The organism is Rhizobacter sp. P2_D12, assembly GCF_056404395.1.
On record NZ_JBFUEB010000075.1, the window covers coordinates 17,048 to 33,594 of the forward strand.

At 70.9% G+C, this 16,547-nt stretch carries 17 protein-coding genes; 13 read left to right on the plus strand and 4 right to left on the minus strand.

Annotated features, from left to right (window positions below; genetic code table 11):
* Positions 1-4: 4 nt before the first annotated feature.
* The 5 genes from AC1DYN_RS22510 (at position 5) to AC1DYN_RS22530 (ending at position 5,534) form a co-directional block, all read left to right on the plus strand.
* Entirely contained in the window at positions 5-1,510 is a 1,506-nt protein-coding gene (locus AC1DYN_RS22510) for a pectate lyase family protein (protein WP_477963344.1), read from the plus strand.
* The gene (locus AC1DYN_RS22515) at positions 1,507-2,520 is read left to right on the plus strand and encodes a hypothetical protein (RefSeq protein ID WP_477963345.1); all 1,014 of its coding nucleotides are present in this window, start codon (positions 1,507-1,509) and stop codon (positions 2,518-2,520) included. The genes AC1DYN_RS22510 and AC1DYN_RS22515 overlap by 4 nt, the downstream gene beginning before the upstream one ends.
* Positions 2,517-4,298 (plus strand): protein-disulfide reductase DsbD, encoded by a 1,782-nt coding sequence (gene dsbD, locus AC1DYN_RS22520; RefSeq protein ID WP_477963346.1) that lies wholly within the window; start codon positions 2,517-2,519, stop codon positions 4,296-4,298. The genes AC1DYN_RS22515 and dsbD overlap by 4 nt, the downstream gene beginning before the upstream one ends.
* A gap of 224 nt (positions 4,299-4,522) precedes the next feature.
* On the plus strand, positions 4,523-4,777 hold the full coding sequence (locus tag AC1DYN_RS22525) for an ATP-binding protein (protein ID WP_477963347.1): 255 nt from the start codon (positions 4,523-4,525) through the stop codon (positions 4,775-4,777).
* A gap of 112 nt (positions 4,778-4,889) precedes the next feature.
* Positions 4,890-5,534: a dihydrofolate reductase family protein gene (locus AC1DYN_RS22530; protein WP_477963348.1), complete on the plus strand. Its 645-nt coding sequence runs from the start codon at positions 4,890-4,892 to the stop codon at positions 5,532-5,534.
* 7 nt (positions 5,535-5,541) lie between these two features.
* On the opposite strand, the gene AC1DYN_RS22535 is transcribed toward AC1DYN_RS22530, so the two are convergent.
* Both AC1DYN_RS22535 and AC1DYN_RS22540 read right to left on the minus strand, forming a co-directional pair.
* Positions 5,542-5,883: a PRC-barrel domain-containing protein gene (locus AC1DYN_RS22535; RefSeq protein WP_477963349.1), complete on the minus strand. Its 342-nt coding sequence runs from the start codon at positions 5,881-5,883 to the stop codon at positions 5,542-5,544.
* 131 nt (positions 5,884-6,014) lie between these two features.
* Positions 6,015-6,653: a LysE family translocator gene (locus AC1DYN_RS22540; protein ID WP_477963350.1), complete on the minus strand. Its 639-nt coding sequence runs from the start codon at positions 6,651-6,653 to the stop codon at positions 6,015-6,017.
* Between the two features lie 195 nt (positions 6,654-6,848).
* Between AC1DYN_RS22540 and AC1DYN_RS22545 the strand changes: the two genes are divergently transcribed.
* The 7 genes from AC1DYN_RS22545 to AC1DYN_RS22575 all read left to right on the plus strand — a co-directional run bounded on the left by AC1DYN_RS22545 (position 6,849) and on the right by AC1DYN_RS22575 (position 13,029).
* Positions 6,849-7,007 (plus strand): periplasmic nitrate reductase, NapE protein, encoded by a 159-nt coding sequence (locus AC1DYN_RS22545; protein WP_477963351.1) that lies wholly within the window; start codon positions 6,849-6,851, stop codon positions 7,005-7,007.
* A 2-nt stretch (positions 7,008-7,009) separates the two neighbouring features.
* Positions 7,010-7,393, plus strand: coding sequence for a chaperone NapD (locus AC1DYN_RS22550; RefSeq protein WP_477963352.1), 384 nt, complete (start codon positions 7,010-7,012; stop codon positions 7,391-7,393).
* Positions 7,284-9,770: a periplasmic nitrate reductase subunit alpha gene (gene napA / locus AC1DYN_RS22555; protein WP_477963353.1), complete on the plus strand. Its 2,487-nt coding sequence runs from the start codon at positions 7,284-7,286 to the stop codon at positions 9,768-9,770. The genes AC1DYN_RS22550 and napA overlap by 110 nt, the downstream gene beginning before the upstream one ends.
* A gap of 17 nt (positions 9,771-9,787) precedes the next feature.
* On the plus strand, positions 9,788-10,261 hold the full coding sequence (locus tag AC1DYN_RS22560) for a nitrate reductase cytochrome c-type subunit (RefSeq protein WP_477963354.1): 474 nt from the start codon (positions 9,788-9,790) through the stop codon (positions 10,259-10,261).
* 13 nt (positions 10,262-10,274) lie between these two features.
* A complete protein-coding gene (locus AC1DYN_RS22565; protein WP_477963355.1) occupies positions 10,275-10,940 on the plus strand; it encodes a NapC/NirT family cytochrome c in 666 nt (221 codons plus the stop codon).
* Positions 10,941-11,061: 121 nt separating this feature from the next.
* Positions 11,062-12,288, plus strand: coding sequence for an NAD(P)H-dependent flavin oxidoreductase (locus AC1DYN_RS22570; protein ID WP_477963356.1), 1,227 nt, complete (start codon positions 11,062-11,064; stop codon positions 12,286-12,288).
* A 6-nt stretch (positions 12,289-12,294) separates the two neighbouring features.
* A complete protein-coding gene (locus AC1DYN_RS22575; RefSeq protein ID WP_477963357.1) occupies positions 12,295-13,029 on the plus strand; it encodes a YoaK family protein in 735 nt (244 codons plus the stop codon).
* An 84-nt stretch (positions 13,030-13,113) separates the two neighbouring features.
* On the opposite strand, the gene AC1DYN_RS22580 is transcribed toward AC1DYN_RS22575, so the two are convergent.
* Positions 13,114-13,914: a response regulator gene (locus tag AC1DYN_RS22580; protein WP_477963358.1), complete on the minus strand. Its 801-nt coding sequence runs from the start codon at positions 13,912-13,914 to the stop codon at positions 13,114-13,116.
* A gap of 4 nt (positions 13,915-13,918) precedes the next feature.
* Positions 13,919-15,751: a PAS domain S-box protein gene (locus AC1DYN_RS22585; RefSeq protein WP_477963359.1), complete on the minus strand. Its 1,833-nt coding sequence runs from the start codon at positions 15,749-15,751 to the stop codon at positions 13,919-13,921.
* 201 nt (positions 15,752-15,952) lie between these two features.
* Between AC1DYN_RS22585 and AC1DYN_RS22590 the strand changes: the two genes are divergently transcribed.
* Positions 15,953-16,547, plus strand: a 595-nt coding sequence (locus AC1DYN_RS22590; protein ID WP_477963360.1) for a PAS domain-containing protein, incomplete at its 3' end; no start/stop codon positions are given.

The following is a 16,547-nucleotide window of genomic DNA, read 5'->3' on the forward strand; positions in this document are numbered from 1 at the left end:
ACCCATGACCCTCACCACCCGCCCCCGCGCGGCCGCCCTGGCCGCCGCCGCTCTCCTTGCCGGCGCCGCCGCACCGGCCCTGGCTGCCGACTGGCCGTCGGGCTACTCGAAGTGCGCCGATGAAGGCGAGAACTGCAAGGCCGGCAGCAGCAAGCGCCTGGTGTCGTTCGGCATCAAGAACCAGTGGGTGACGAAGACCTTGTCGGGCAACATCGCCTGCACCACCGCGACCTTCGGTGCCGACCCGTATCCCGGCAAGACGAAGAAGTGCGCGGTCGGCCCGGTCGCCGCGCCGGCTCCGGCGCCCGCACCTTCGCCTGCACCGGCACCGGCACCAGCACCGAGCCCCGCCCCGGCGCCTGCACCCGCTCCGGCCCCCGCTCCCGCGCCGGCCCCTGCACCGTCGGCCGACGCCAGCACCGACATCGCCCCGGCCACCGGCTGGGCCAGCCAGTCCGGCGGCACGCGCGGCGGTTCGGCCGCGGCGGCCTCGGCGATCTACAAGGTCGACACCGCGACCGAACTGCGCGCCGCCATCAAGGCCGGCGGCGACACGCCGAAGATCATCAAGGTGAGCGGCCGCATCGACATGGCCGCGGCCGACAACGGCGGTGCGTTCAAGAGCACCTCGGACCAGTCGACGCGCGGTTCGCTGAAGCTGGGCAGCAACACGACGCTGATCGGCGTCGGCACGGGTGCGGGCCTGGTCAACGCGGCAATCAAGATCAACGGCGCCGACAACGTGATCGTGCGCAACCTGACCATCGTCGACCCCTGCGACGTGTCGCCGGTGTGGGACCCGAACGACGGCGACTCCGGCAACTGGAACTCGGAGTTCGACGGCATCACGGTCGACGACTCGACCCACGTGTGGATCGACCACAACACCTTCACCGACGCGCCGGTGACCGACGACCTGCTGCCGGTCGTCAACGGCAAACGCAAGCAATGCCATGACGGCGCGCTGGACGTGAAGAACGGCTCCGACTACGTGACCGTGTCGCACAACGTCTTCGCCCAGCACGACAAGAACAACCTGATCGGTTCGTCGGACAGCACCACCTCGGACAACGGCCACCTGACCGTGACCTTCCACAACAACCTGTTCACGAACATCACCGAGCGCGCGCCGCGCGTGCGTTTCGGCAAGGTGCACGTCTACAACAACCTGTACCAGGGCAGCAAGGCGGACGCGGCCTACCCGCACGGCTACAGCATCGGCGTGGCCTACCTGGCCAAGGTCATCTCGGAGGCGAACGTGTTCGAGATCCAGGGCGCCAACGGCTGCACCAGCGTGCTGAAGAACCCGGGCTCGTCGAGCAAGACCGGCGCGATCACCGACACCGGCTCGCTGGTGAACGGCGCGGCGCTGAACCTGTCGCAGTGCAGCTTCTCGGGCGACGTGGGCTGGACCGTGCCGTACAGCCGCAGCGCGCTGCTGCCGGCGGCCTCGGTGAAGGCGGCGGTGCAGGCGCAGGCCGGCGCCGGCAAGCTGACGGTCAAGCCATGAGATCTGGCGCGGGCCTGGGCCCGTTGTTCATCGCGGTGGCCGCGCTGGTGAGTGCCTGCGGTGGCAATTCGCAGGAAACGAACTGGAACGGCGAAGGCAGCAACGGGTCCGCGCTCGGGCCGGTGAACGGCGCGACACCGTCGCCGGCACCGGCCCCCGCGCCTTCACCCGCGCCGGTGCCGGCCCCATCGCCATCACCGTCGCYGGCCCCTGCGCCCGCGCCCGCGCCGACTCCTGCGCCTGCGCCAGCCCCGGCACCGACGCCAGCCCCTGCTCCCGCGCCGGCCACGCTGGCCTGCACCGACATGGCGCTGTGCGACGACTTCGAGTCGGCCTCGGCCGGTGCCGCGCCCGACACCGCGCGCTGGTCCGTCGGCGGACCGAACTGCTTCGACGGCAGCGGCAAGGCGACCATCGACAGTGCGGTGTCGCACAGCGGCAAGCAATCGGTGCGCATCGACCCGGGCAGCAGCTACTGCGGCCATGCCTTCATCATCAACACCAAGCCGGCCAGCATGGGCTCGGTGGTCTACGGGCGCTACTTCATCCGGCTCGCGCAGCCGCTGGGCGACCCGCACGTGACCTTCATGTCGCTGCACGACGCGATCGAGTCGAGCGACTCCAATGCGCAGGACCTGCGCATGGGCGGCCAGAGCGGCATCCTGATGTGGAACCGATCGAAGGACGATGCGACGCTGCCGTCGCTCAGCCCCACCGGCATCTCGCTGAGCGCGAAACTGCCGGCCGCCACCTGGACCTGCGTCGAGTTCGCCCTCGATGCCGCGATGGGCACGATGCAGACCTGGGTCGACGGCACGGCCGTCACCGGCCTGCAGCTGGACACGACGGCCACGCCCGACGTCGATGCCGCCTGGCTGAGCAGCCGCCCGGCATGGAAGCCGAAGGTCACCGACCTGAAGCTCGGCTGGGAGTCGTATGGCGGCACGGCCAACACCGTGTGGCTCGACGACATCGCGCTGCACACCAGCCGGATCGGGTGCGGGTCATGAGGGCACGGTTGCTGCTCGCCGCCTGCATCGCGCTGTGCGCCGGCCCGGTCTTCGCGGCGGACGACTTCCTCGACCCGGCGCAGGCCTTCCGCGGGACGGCCCGCGTGCGGGACGCGCAGACCCTCGAGGTGCAGTTCGACATCGCGCCGGGCTACCACCTGTACCGCGACCGCATCGCGGCCACCGGTTCGCCGCTGGGCGAGCCGGTGCTGCCGCACGGCACGCCGGAGTTCGACGCGGGGTTCGGCAAGACCGTCGAGGTGCTGCGCGGCACGGTGGCGCTGCAGTTGCCGCTGCGCAGCGCCACGGGCGAGGTTGCGCTGCAACTGAGCTACCAGGGCTGCGCCGACAAGGGCCTGTGCTACCCGCCTCAGGTCGCCGGCATCACGGCGCATGTGAAGGATGGCGCGCTGGCCGACGTGGCCTGGCTGCCGGAGGGCCTGCCGGTGGCCGTGGCAACGCCGGCGGTCGCCGCCCCGGCCCTCGCCTCGGCCGGGACAGCGGGCGGGCAGGTCGAATCGGCGCTGCGCTCGGGCAGCCTGCTGACGGTGTCCGGCGTCTTCCTGGTCGCCGGCCTGCTGTTGTCGTTCACGCCCTGCGTGCTGCCGATGGTGCCGATCCTGTCGTCGATCATCGTCGGCTCGTCCGGCCCGGTGTCGCGTGCGCGCGGCTTCGGCCTCGCGCTGGCGTATTCGCTCGGCATGGCGCTGGTCTACACGGCGCTGGGTGTCGCGGCCGGATTGGCCGGCGAAGGGCTGGCCGCCGCATTGCAAAACGCCTGGGTGCTCGGCGCGTTCGCGCTGCTGCTGGCAGGGCTGTCGCTGTCGATGTTCGGTGTCTACGAACTGCAGATGCCGAGCGCGATCCAGGAGCGGCTGAACGCCGGTGCCGGCCGCCTGCGCGGCGGGCGGCATGCCGGCGTGTTCGCGATGGGCGGGCTGTCGGCGCTGATCGTCGGGCCGTGCGTCGCGGCGCCGCTGGCGGGTGCGCTGGTCTTCATCAGCCAGTCGCGCGACGTGTTGATCGGCGGGCTGGCGCTGTTCAGCCTCGCCGCCGGCATGAGCGTGCCCTTGCTGCTGGTGGGCGTGTCGGCCGGCTCGCTGCTGCCGCGCACCGGTGCCTGGATGGAAGGTGTCAAGCACCTGTTCGGCGTGCTGCTGCTCGCGGTGGCGCTGTGGATCGTGTCGCCGGTATTGCCGGGGCCGGTGGTGATGGGCATCGTCGGCGCCGCGCTGCTGGTGGGCGCCGCCACGCTGTTCGGCGCGAGCGCGCGGGCGCGGCGCCTGACCCAGGGCCTGGCGCTGGTGCTGGGCGTCGTCGGCCTGTCGCAACTGGTGGGCGCGCTGGCCGGCGGCAGCGACCTGCTGCAGCCGCTGGCGGGCTTCACGGCGGGCACCGCGCGCAGCGAGGCCGCGGCCACGCCGGCCTTCCGCCGCGTGCGCAGCGTCGCCGAACTCGATGCGGCATTGGGTGCCGCCGCAGGCCGGCCGGTGATGCTGGATTTCCAGGCCGACTGGTGCACCGCCTGCAAGGAGATGGAGCACCGGACCTTCAGCGAACCGCCGGTGCAGGCACGGCTCGCGCCGGCCCTGCTGCTGCAGGCCGACGTGACGGCCAACAGCGCGGATGACCGGGCCCTGCTGAAGCGCTTCGGCCTGTTCGGCCCGCCGGGCATCGTGTTCTTCGATGCGGGTGGCCGAGAACGGCCGGGCACGCGCGTGATCGGCTTCCAGCCGCCGGCGGAGTTCGGCGCGTCGTTGACGGCCGCCGGTCTGTAGCCCGGACGTTGCCGACAGCGACGATGGCAGCCACCTCCGGATGGCTGCGGGCTCCTCGTCATTGGCGAAGCTGCTCGAAGCGCTTCGCTCGCGCCGCGACGGCACGCTGTACCGCATCCGCCTGTGTCTGTCCGGGTCCGATCCCCGGCAGCAACTGGGCTCACAGGCCGGCGGTGACGCCGACGAGCGCGAGCAGTTGCTCAGCCGCTTCGAGCGGCTTGGCCATGCGCTATCGCTTGTCGCCTCGGGGCTGCGCGCTGCGTGCCGGGAGCTTCAACGACATGCGCGGCAAGACGCTGGACCTGCTGTACGCCTACGACGCCCAGGTGCGGCTGGTGTACATGGAAGCCCCCGAGGCGGTGGTGTTCTCGCGCAACCAGCGGCGCGACACGACGCTGTCGAACAAGGACCTGGCGCGGATGCTGCACCGTTGGGAGGTGCCGATGCCGTGGGAGGCGCACGAGGTCGAGTATCCGTAGCCCGGATGCCCATCCGGGCTGTGTCGGACGAACCCCGGATGGGCATCCGGGCTACGCTGTCGATTCCGCCCGGCCTCGTTCGTCGTACCAGCACAAACACCCAGGAGATGACATGTCCAAACTCAAGGTAGCCGCCTTCTCGGTATCGCTGGACGGCTTCGGTGCCGGCCCGGACCAGAGCCTGCAGAGCCCGCTCGGCGTCGGCGGCGAGCAGCTGCACGAATGGTTCTTCGACACCACCGTGTTCCGTGCGATGACCGGCGCGGGCGGCGGCCAGGCCGACGTCGACGACGCCTTCGCCAAGCGCAGCTTCGACAACGTGGGCGCCTGGATTCTCGGGCGCAACATGTTCGGCCCGGTGCGCGGGCCCTGGCTGGACGACACCTGGAAAGGCTGGTGGGGCGACGAGCCGCCGTACCACGTGCCGACCTTCGTGCTGACGCACCACGCGCGCGCCCCGATCGAGATGAAGGGCGGCACGACCTTCCACTTCGTCACCGGTGGCATCCACGAAGCACTGGAACGGGCACGCCAAGCCGCCAACGGCCGCGACGTGCGCGTCGGCGGCGGCGTCGCCACGGTGCGGCAATACCTGCAGGCCGGCCTGATCGACGAGATGCACCTGGCGGTCTCGCCGATCCTGCTCGGACGCGGCGAAGCCCTGCTGCCAGGCATCGACCTGACGGCGCAGGGCTTCCGCTGCGTCGAGCACGTCGGCACGCCGAAGGCGCTGCACGTCGTGCTCGCCCGGGAATGACCGGGCCTTACCAGCCCACCCCGTAGTAGTCGTACACGCGGCGGCCGTAGCTGTCGTCGTAGGTGGGGTCGTTGCCGGCGGGATAGCGCGGCGCCTGCTCCAGCTGCGACTCCTTCAGCGGCACCACGTAGCCGTCGAGGTTGGTGTCGTACTTCAGCATGGCCCACGGCACCGGATAGCGGTCGGTGCCGACGCCCAGGAAGCCGCCGAACTCCAGCGCCGCGTAGCGCACCAGGCCCGAGCGCTTGTCGATGATCAGGTCGTCGATCGAGCCCAGCTTGTCGCCGTTGGCGCTGTAGACGGTGGTGCCTTCGACCTTGTCGGAAGAAATGACGGGATTGCCGCTCATGGGGGAACTCCTTCAACGCGATGCCGCCCGCGACATGCCGGCGGCGTGACGCCAAGGTTCGCCCGCGGGCCCGCCGCGCACCATCAGCGCAGGCCCGGCCGACCTGTAGGAATCGACCGCCTGCGTCCCGTTCAGGCCGCCTTGCTGCGCAGCCCGAGCAGGCTGACGCCGAGCACGACGAAGCTGCCGCCGAACACGCGGTTCAGCAGGCGCGCGCGGCGCGGATCGGCCAGCCGGCCCTTCACGCTGCGCGCGAGCAGCACGTAGAAGGCGTGCGCCACCACGGCGCAGCCGGCGAAGGTGACGGTGAGCAGCGCGAACTGCTCCATCGCGCCCTCGCCGCCCTTCATGAACTGCGGGAACAGCGCGGTGAAGAACAGGATCGCCTTCGGGTTGGTCAGCGCCACCGTCAGGCCGTTGCCGAACAGCCGCCATGCCGGCGTGCCGGCCCGTGCCTGGGGGCCGGAAGGGTCGGCGAACAGCGCGCCGCCGTGGCGCCATTGCCGCACGCCCAGGTAGACCAGGTAGCCCGCGCCCAGCAGCTTGAGCCCCAGGAAGGCCATCGCCGAGGTCTGCAGCACCACGCCCAGCCCCGCGGTGGCCGCGGCCGACACGATCAACAGCCCGACCGCATTGCCCGTCGAGCTGATCATCGCGCGCGCCGGGCCCACGCTGATCGAGTTGGACACCGCCAGCAGCACCGCCGGTCCGGGCGTGAAGGTGACGAACAGCGCGACGAACAGGAAGCCGAGCCAGCTGGCGAAATCCATGGGGCAGGTCCAGGGTGGGAAGACCGCCGATGGTAGCGACAAGGCCGATCCCGCGCAGCGATGCCTTGACATCCGTCAACCCGCCGCCGGCCACGTCCCCCTACCCTCGCGCCCATGCCATTGACACGCCGATTCGCCGGCAGTACACCCAGGCCCAACATCGGACCGGCAGCAGCCGGCCGCAGGGAGAACCACATGGCCGAGCCGTCGGACGTCCCCAGCAAGACGCAGGAGCGCACCGTGCTGCTGCTGTCGCTCGCGGTCATCGCGCCGGTGCTGGCCGTCGCCATCGTCGGCGGCTACGGCTTCCTGGTGTGGGTCTACCAGATGTTCGCCGGCCCGCCGGGCAGCTGAACGTGCAACCCACCCCCGAACTGCACATCGCGAGCCTGGTCGTCTACTCGACGCCGCGCCGCGCGCCTGCGCTGGCGGGCGTGCTGTCGGCGCTGCCCGGCGCCATCGTCCACGCGGTGGGCGACAACGGCAAGCTGGTCGTCACGCTGGAAGCCGACGGCGCCGTGCCGATGGTCGCGCTGGTGCAGCAGATCCAGCGCACCGACGGCGTGCTGTCGGCCGCGCTGGTCTACCAGCACGCCGACACCCTGGATTCGATGAACGAGGAGATTCCCGATGCCGATCGCCCGCAGGGACTTCATCCGGCAGACCGCGGCGGCGAGCGCCGCTGCGGTCGCCGGCCTGCCATTGCCCGGACTGGCCGAAGCACCCGCCGACGACCGTGAGCTGAAATGGTCCAAGGCGCCGTGCCGCTTCTGCGGCACCGGCTGCGGCGTCACCGTCGCCGTCAAGGACAACCGCGTGGTCGCGACGCACGGCGACATCGAGGCCGAGGTCAACAAGGGCCTGAACTGCGTCAAGGGCTACTTCCTGTCCAAGATCATGTACGGCCAGGACCGCCTGACGCGCCCGCTGATGCGCATGAAGAACGGCCGCTACGCGAAGGAGGGCGAGTTCGAGCACGTCACGTGGGACCAGGCCTTCGACGAGATGGCCGCGCAGTTCAAGCGCGTGCTGAAGGACAAGGGCCCCACCGCCGTCGGCATGTTCGGCTCCGGCCAGTGGACGGTGTGGGAAGGCTATGCCGCGCTGAAGCTGATGAAGGCCGGCTTTCGCAGCAACAACCTGGACCCGAACGCACGCCATTGCATGGCCTCGGCCGCGGTGGGCTTCATGCGCACCTTCGGCGCGGACGAGCCGATGGGCTGCTACGACGACATCGAGGCCGCCGACGCGTTCGTGCTGTGGGGCTCGAACATGGCCGAGATGCACCCCATCCTGTGGACGCGCGTGACCGACCGGCGCCTGAGCGGCAAGGACGTCAAGGTGGCGGTGCTGTCGACCTTCGAGCACCGCTCGTACGAGCTGGCCGACATCGAGCTCACCTTCACGCCGCAGACCGACCTGGCGATCCTCAACTACATCGCGCACCACATCATCTCGACCGGCCGCGTGAACCGCTCGTTCGTCGAGAAGCACACCACGTTCAAGCTCGGCAACCCCGACATCGGCTACGGCCTGCGGCCCGAGCACCCGCTGCAGAAGGCCGCGAAGAACGCCGGCGATGCCGGCGGCTCCAAGCCGATGAGCTTCGACGAGTTCGCCAGGTTCGTCGCCACCTACGACCTGGAATACACCGCGAAGCTGAGCGGCGTGCCGAAGAACCGCCTGCAGGCGCTGGCCGAGCTGTACGCCGACCCGAAGGTGAAGGTGATGTCGTTCTGGACCATGGGCTTCAACCAGCACACCCGCGGGGTCTGGGCCAACAACATGGTCTACAACATCCACCTGCTCACCGGCAAGATCGCGACGCCGGGCAACAGCCCGTTCTCGCTGACCGGCCAGCCCTCGGCCTGCGGCACCGCGCGCGAGGTCGGCACCTTCGCCAACCGCCTGCCGGCCGACATGGTGGTCACCAACCCCAAGCACCGCGCGCACGCCGAAGAGATCTGGAAGCTGCCCGAAGGCACCATCCCCGGCGTGCCCGGCTACCACGCGGTGCTGCAGAACCGCATGCTCAAGGATGGCAAGCTCAATGCCTACTGGGTGATGGTGAACAACAACATGCAGGCCGGCGCCAACCTGACGCAGGAAGGCTACCCGGGCTACCGCAACCCCGACAACTTCGTCGTCGTGTCGGACGCCTACCCCACCGTGACCTGCCTGGCCGCCGACCTGATCCTGCCGGCCGCGATGTGGGTCGAGAAGGAAGGTGCCTACGGCAACGCCGAGCGCCGCACGCACTTCTGGCACCAGCTGGTCAGCGCACCGGGCGAGGCCCGCTCCGACCTGTGGCAGCTGATGGAGTTCGCGAAGCGCTTCAAGGTCGAGGAGGTATGGCCGGCCGAGCTGATCGCGAAGAAGCCCGAAGTCCGCGGCAAGACCTTGTTCCAGGTGCTGTTCGAGAACGGCCAGGTCAACGCCTTCCCGGCCTCGCAGGTGGAGGCCGGCTACGCCAACGACGAGGCCAGGGCGTTCGGCTTCTACCCGCAGAAGGGCTTGTTCGAGGAGTACGCGCGCTTCGGCCGCGGCCATGGCCACGACCTGGCGCCGTTCGACCGCTACCACCAGGTGCGCGGCCTGCGCTGGCCGGTGGTCGACGGCAAGGAGACGCGCTGGCGCTACAAGGAAGGCTCGGACCCCTACGTGAAGCCCGGCAGCGACTGGCAGTTCTACGGCAACCCCGACGGCCGGGCCGTGATCTACGCACTGCCCTACGAGCCGCCGCCCGAGATGCCCGACAAGGACTTCCCGTTCTGGCTGTCCACCGGCCGCGTGCTGGAGCACTGGCATTCGGGCTCGATGACGCGCCGCGTGCCCGAGCTGCACCGCGCGGTGCCGAACGCCGTCTGCTACATGCACCCCGACGATGCGAAGGCGCTGGGCGTGCGGCGCGGCGTCGAGATCGAGATCGCCTCGCGGCGCGGCAGCATGCGCACCCGGGTCGAGACGCGCGGGCGCAACAAGCCGCCGCGCGGGCTGGTGTTCGTGCCGTGGTTCGACGCCAGCCAGCTGATCAACAAGGTCACGCTGGACGCCACCGATCCGATCTCGTTCCAGACCGATTTCAAGAAGTGCGCGGTGCGCATCACGAAGGTGTGAGACCGCCGGGAGACCCCATGAACGCCATCCGATTGCTCGCGCTGGGCTGGGCCCTGGCCTGCGCCGCGGCCGCCGCGGCCCCGCCGCTGCTGCAGGACGCGCTGCGCGGCCCGACCGCCATCCTCGACACCACCGTGCCGCCGCTGCTGACCAACGCGGTCAACGACGACCAGCGCCGCACGCGCAACTACGCCATGCAGCCGCCGATCATCCCGCACCGGGTCGACGGCTACCAGGTCGACCGCAACTTCAACAAGTGCCTGGACTGCCATGCGCGCGCGCGCACCGAGTTCAGCCAGGCGGTACCGGTGAGCGCCACGCACTACATCGACCGCAGCGGCAAGGTGCTGGCGCAGATCTCGACGCGCCGCTACTTTTGCCAGCAATGCCACGTGGCCCAGGAGCCGGCACGCCCGCTGGTCACCAACACCTTCGAGGACGTCGACACGGTGCTGCGCAAGGCCGCAGCACCGCCCCCCGCCAAGCACTGACCGGAGGCCCGCCGTGCGCCCATTCCCGACCCGCTTCTGGAAGATCCTGGCGCGCCCGAGCGTGCACTTCAGCCTCGGCTTCCTGATCCTCGCCGGCTTCATCGCCGGCGTGGTGTTCTGGGGCGCCTTCAACACCGCGATGGAGGCCACCAACACCGAGGCCTTCTGCACCGGCTGCCACGAGATGCGCGACAACGTGTTCGCCGAGCTGAAGACCACCATCCACTACACCAACCGCTCCGGCGTGCGCGCGGTGTGCTCCAACTGCCACGTGCCGCACGCCTGGACCGACAAGATCGCGCGCAAGATGCAGGCCTCGAAGGAGGTCTGGGGCAAGGTGTTCGGCAGCATCGACACGCCGGAGAAGTTCCAGGCCAAGCGGCTCGAGCTGGCGCGCCACGAATGGGCGCGCTTCAAGGCCAACGACTCGCTGGAGTGCCGCAACTGCCACAACTACGACTCGATGGACTTCACGCGACAGAGCGTGCGCGCGCAGAACATGCACTCGACGCACCTGGCACGCAAGGACAAGACCTGCATCGATTGCCACAAGGGCATCGCGCACCGGCTGCCGCACATCCCGCCGGGCGAGGCCCCCACCGACACGCCCGGGCAGGAGGTGCCCCAGCCCGAGCAGGCGGCGCAGGCCGACACCCGCCCGGTGGCACCGGCGCGCTGAAGCGGCATCGCATCCGCGATTGACATTTCGCAATGGGCGCTCAGGTTCCCGACGAGGAAAGGGCCGCGGGCCCCCGTGGGCTGGCTATCGTGTGGCGCCCATTGTTGCGACGACCCCCACCATGACCCCCTCCTCCGCCCCCACCGACACCCTGCAGGACACCCTGGCCCGCAGCGGCCTCGCGCCGCTGCGCCTGGGCGGCCGCACGCTGCTGCCCATCGTCCAGGGTGGCATGGGCGTGGGCATCTCGGCACACCGCCTGGCCGGCACGGTGGCCGGGCTGGGCGGCGTCGGCACGATTTCGTCGGTCGACCTGCGCCGCCACCACCCCGACCTGATGGAACGCACGCACGGCCTGCCGATCGGCACGGCCTGGGCCACCGCGGCCGCCAAGACCGCGATCGACGAGGCCAACCTGGTGGCGCTGGACCGCGAGATCCACGCGGCGCGCGCGCTCGCCGGCGGGCGCGGGCTGCTGGCCATCAACGTGATGCAGGCGGTCGGCGAGTACGCGCCGTCGGTGCGCTGCGCATTGCAGTGCGGCATCGACGCGGTGGTGGTGGGGGCCGGCCTGCCGCTGGACCTGCCGGACCTGGCGCGCGAGCACCCGAAGACGCTGCTGGTGCCGATCCTGTCGGACGCGCGCGGCGTGCAGCTGCTGCTGCGCAAGTGGGAGCGCAAGCAGCGCCTGCCCGACGCGATCGTGATCGAGCACCCGGGCCTGGCCGGCGGGCACCTCGGTGCGGCGCGCATCGGCGACCTGCACGACACGCGCTTCGACTTCGACCAGGTGATCCCGCAGGTGCTGGCCTTCCTGCGCGAGCACGGCGTCGAGAAGGAGATCCCGCTGATCGCCGCCGGCGGCGTGCGCTGCTTCGCCGACATCGCGCGCCTGCAGTCGCTCGGCGCCGCCGCGGTGCAGCTGGGCACGCCCTTCGCCGTCACGACCGAGGGCGATGCGCACGACGGCTTCAAGCGGGTGCTCGCCGAGGCGCGCGACGAGGACCTGGTCGAGTTCACCAGCGTGGCCGGCCTGCCGGCGCGCGCGGTCGCGACGCCGTGGCTGCGCAACTACCTGAAGGCCGAGTCGCGCCTGCAGCAGAACGCGCAGGTCAAGCCGCGCTGCACGCTGGCCTTCGACTGCCTGGCCCAATGCGGCCTGCGCGACGGGCTGGCCGACTGGGGCCAGTTCTGCATCGACACCCAGCTCGCCGCGGCGCTGCGCGGCGACCTGCGCAAGGGCCTGTTCTTCCGCGGCGTCGGCGCCCTGCCGTTCGGCAGCGAGATCCGCAGCGTGCGCGAGCTGATGGAGCGGCTGCTGTCGCCCGGGCAGCCGGCCACCGCCTGAGCCGCCGTGCCGATCCACTACGCCCGCAGGCTGGTCGGCGCGCAGCGCACGCCGCGCGCCAATCGCCACCTCGGCCTGGGGCTGGCCGGTGTCGCCGGCGCCGCCAATGCCGGCGGCTTCCTGGCGGTGCAGCAGTACACCTCGCACATGACCGGCGTGGTGTCGGCGATGGCCGACCACCTGGCGCTGGGCGACTGGCTGCTGTTCGCCGCCGGCCTGGCCAGCCTGGGCTGGTTCGTGCTGGGCGCCATCGCCTCGACCTTGATGGTGGGCTGGGCGCGCCGACGCCGGCTGCACAGCGAGTACGCCGCGCCGCTGCTGCTCGAGGCGCTGCTGCTGCTGTGCTTCGGCCTGATGGGCCAGCGGCTGGCGAGCGTCGGCAGCCTGATGGCGCCGGCCACCGTGAGCCTGCTGTGCTTCGTGATGGGGCTGCAGAACGCGGTCATCACCAAGCTGTCGGGCGCCGAGATCCGCACCACCCACGTCACCGGCATCGTCACCGACATCGGCATCGAGATCGGCCGCCGCCTGCAGCCGGGCAATGCGGTGCCCGACGCGCTGCGCCTGCGCCTGCTGCTGCAGATGGCGGGCGCCTTCTTCGCCGGCGCGCTGTCCGGCGCGATCGGCTTCAAGGCCATCGGCTACGTGTTCACCGTGCCGCTGGCGCTGCTGCTGGTGCTGCTGGCCGCGGTGCCGGCGGCCGACGACCTGGCGGGCTGGCTGCGCGCGCGCAAACGCTGACCGCGCTGACGATCGGCAACGCACGCATCCACGCCGCCAACGGCCTGCTGCACCTGGCCTGCCGCGACGAGGCGCTGTGACCCGTCAAGGCCGCACGCTGGCCTCGATCTCGGCCAGAAGCAGCGCCGGCTCCAGCGGGCGCATCAGGTAGCGCACCGCGCCCAGCTCCAGCCCGAGCCGGCGCGACGACTCGTTCCAGTGTGTCGACGACAGGAAGATGAACGGGATGTCGTGCAGCGCCGGGTCGGCCTTCACCGCGCGGATGAAGTCGAAGCCGTTGCCCTCGCTCATGCCGACGTCCGAGATGATCAGCGCCGGCAGCCGCTCGCGCGCGATGCGCAGCGCAAGGCTGGGCGTCAGCGCCGTCAGCACCTCGTAGCCGTGCGGCTCCAGCAGGTCGCGCTTGAGCTCGAGGTTCAGCGGCGTGTCGTCGACCACCAGGATGGTGGCGCCCTGGATCGCCGGCCGGCTCGCGGCAGGCGCCGGCGCACCCGCCGCGCCGTTGACGTTGCGCAGGCCCGGCGGCAGCAGCTGGTTGACCGTCTCGATGAAGCCGAGCGGCTCCAGCGGCTTCGAGATGTAGCCGTCGAAGCCCTGCGCCATCACGCGGTCGCGGTCGCCCACCATCGCGAACGCGGTCACCGCGACCAGCGGCACCGCGCGCAGGTCCGCGTCGGCCTTGGCCACGCGTGCGAACTCCAGCCCGTCGATCTCGGGCATCTGGATGTCGCACAGGATCAGGTCGGGCTTCTCGCGCCGCGCGATGTCCAGCCCGATGCGTCCGTCGACCGCCTTCAGCGTCTCGAAGCCGAACGCGCGCAGCAGGTAGTCCATCAGCTCGCGGTTCATCGCGTTGTCCTCGACGATCAGCACCCGGGCGCCCATGCCATCAACCCTGCCGGACCGGCAGCACCAGCGTGAAGCGGCTGCCCCGGCCGACCTCGCTGTTCAGCTCGATGCGCCCGCCCAGCAGCTCGGCCAGCTTGCGGCTCAGGTAGAGGCCGAGGCCGGTGCCTTCGGTGCGGGCCCGCGCGGCGCTGCTGCCCACGCGGGCAAAGGCCTGGAACAGCGTGGCCTGGTCCTGCGCCGAGATGCCGGCGCCGGTGTCGGCCACCGACAGCTCGACGCGGCCGTCCGGCTCGCGCCCGGCGAACTCGACCGCCAACGACACCGCGCCGGCCTCGGTGAATTTGATCGCGTTGTTCACCAGGTTGATCAGGATCTGGTGCACCGCGCGCCGGTCGGTGCGCACCTCGATCGCGCCGTCGGGCATCTGCACCAGCAAGCGCAGGCCCTTGGCCTCGGCGGCGGGGCGCAGCGTGGCCACCACCTCGTCCACCAGCGTGCGGCAGCCCACCGGCACCAGCTGCATCTGCACGTTGCCGGAGTCGATCTTGGCCAGGTCGAGCAGGTCATTGATCAGCGACAGCAGGTGCTTGGCGCTGGACTGCACCATGTTCAGCTGCTTCTCCTGGTCGGGCGTCAGCGGGCCGGGCAGCTTCATCAGCAGCAGGCCGGTGAAGCCGATCACCGCGTTCAGCGGCGTGCGCAGTTCGTGGCTCATGGTCGCAAGGAACTTGTCCTTGGCCTGGTTGGCCCGCTCGAGCTCGACGTTCTTCTCCTGCAGCGCATGCTCGACGCGGCGGCGCTCGGAGATGTCGCGGATCGAGCTGCTGACCAGCGTGCCGTCCTCGGTCTCCAGCGGGCTCAGGCTGATCTCGACCGGGAATTCCGAGCCGTCGCGGCGCCGCCCGTGCAGCTCCAGGCCCTCGCCCATCGAGCGCACCCGCGGGTCGGCGATGAAGCCCATGCGGTGGCGAGGGTGGTTGCCGCGGAAGCGCTCGGGCACCAGGATGTCCACCGATTGGCCGAGCAGCTCGGCGCGCGGGTAGCCGAACAGCCGCTCGGTCTGCGTGTTGACCAGCACGATGTCGCCGTTGCGATCGACGATGACGATGGCATCGGGGGCCGATTCGAGCAGCCCGCGGAACTTCTGCTCGGCCTTGCGGCGGTAGGTCATGTCGCGGATCGCGCTCATGCCCATGCGGCCGACCTCGGTCTCCAGCGGGCTCAGGCTGATCTCGACCGGGAACTCCTCGCCGTTCTTGCGCAGCCCGTACAGCTGCAGGCCGAGGCCCATCTCGCGCGTGCGCGACTGCGCCATGTAATGCGCGCGGTGCCCGACGTGCGCGCCGCGGAAGCGCTCGGGCATCAGCATCTCCAGCGGCCGGCCGGCAATCTCGTTGCGCCCGTAGCCGAACACGGCCTCGGCCTGGCCGTTGACGAACACGATGCGGCCGATGTCGTTGACGATCACGATCGCGTCCGGCGTCGATTCGAGCAGGCCGCGGTAGCGCGTGTCGATCAGGCCGGCGTCGCGCTGCACCTTCATGTGGGTGACGTCGGCCATGCGGTGCGCATGCCCGCTGCCGTGGCCGTCCAGCGCCTGCAGCGCCTGGGTCGAGGCCAGCACGTAGATCAGCGAACCGTCCTTGCAGCGGCGCACCACCTCGCGGCTGCGCGCCTCGCCCGGCGCTTCGGGCTGGCCCGGCGGCGCCAGCAGCTCCGACAGCAGCCGGCCCAGCGCCTCGTCGCGCCGGTAGCCGAACATCGCCTCGGCGGCCGGGTTCCACCAGGCGACACGACCGTCGTCCCCGGTGGCGATCAGGGCGTCCGGCGACTCCTGCGAAAGTCGCGCGGCCAGGGGGTCGGCGGTGGTCATGGCGAGTCCTCCCCGCACGGCGGCCGAACAATGCGGCGGCCGCGTGCAGCGCGTTGTTGTGGGTGTAACCGCCTGCATTGGGCACCTTGGTGGCCCGTTCTGCAAGGGGCTTGACGCAGCGCAAACCGGCGCCGCGATGCCCCGTACACCCCGCGGCAGTCCGGTCGATAGCCCAGGCATCCCGCCGATCCGGAGCCCGCGATGCGCCACCTTCCGCCCTGCCACGACACCGAGTACGAGGTGCTCGAGCACCACACGCTGGTGTCGATGACCGACCTGAAGGGCCGCATCGTGCACTGCAATGCCGCCTTCATCGAGGCCAGCGGCTACGCGCGCGAGGCGCTGCTGGGCCAGCCCCACAACCTCATCCGACACCCCGACATGCCGGCCGAGGCCTTCCGCGACCTGTGGCAGACCATCCAGGGCGGGCGACCGTGGTCGGGCACGGTGAAGAACCGGCGCGCCGACGGCCGCCACTACTGGGTGCAGGCCAACGTGACGCCGGTGCTGGAGGACGGCGCCCCGGTCGGCTACATGTCGGTGCGCACGCGGGCCACGCGCGAGGCGATCGCCCAGGCGAGCGCGCTGTATGCGGCGATGCGCGGCGAGGCCGGCGGCCGGCGACGGCTGCGCCTGCACCGCGGGCGCCTGGTTCGCGCCGGCTGGCTCCGCCTGGCCGGGCGGCTGTTGCCGGTGCTGGCCGGCCCGGGGCTGGCCGCGCTGCTGCTGGCCGCGCTGTCGTTCGGTGCCGGGCTGCTGGCGGCCGGCGGCAGCCCGCTGGCGCTGGGCGGCGCGC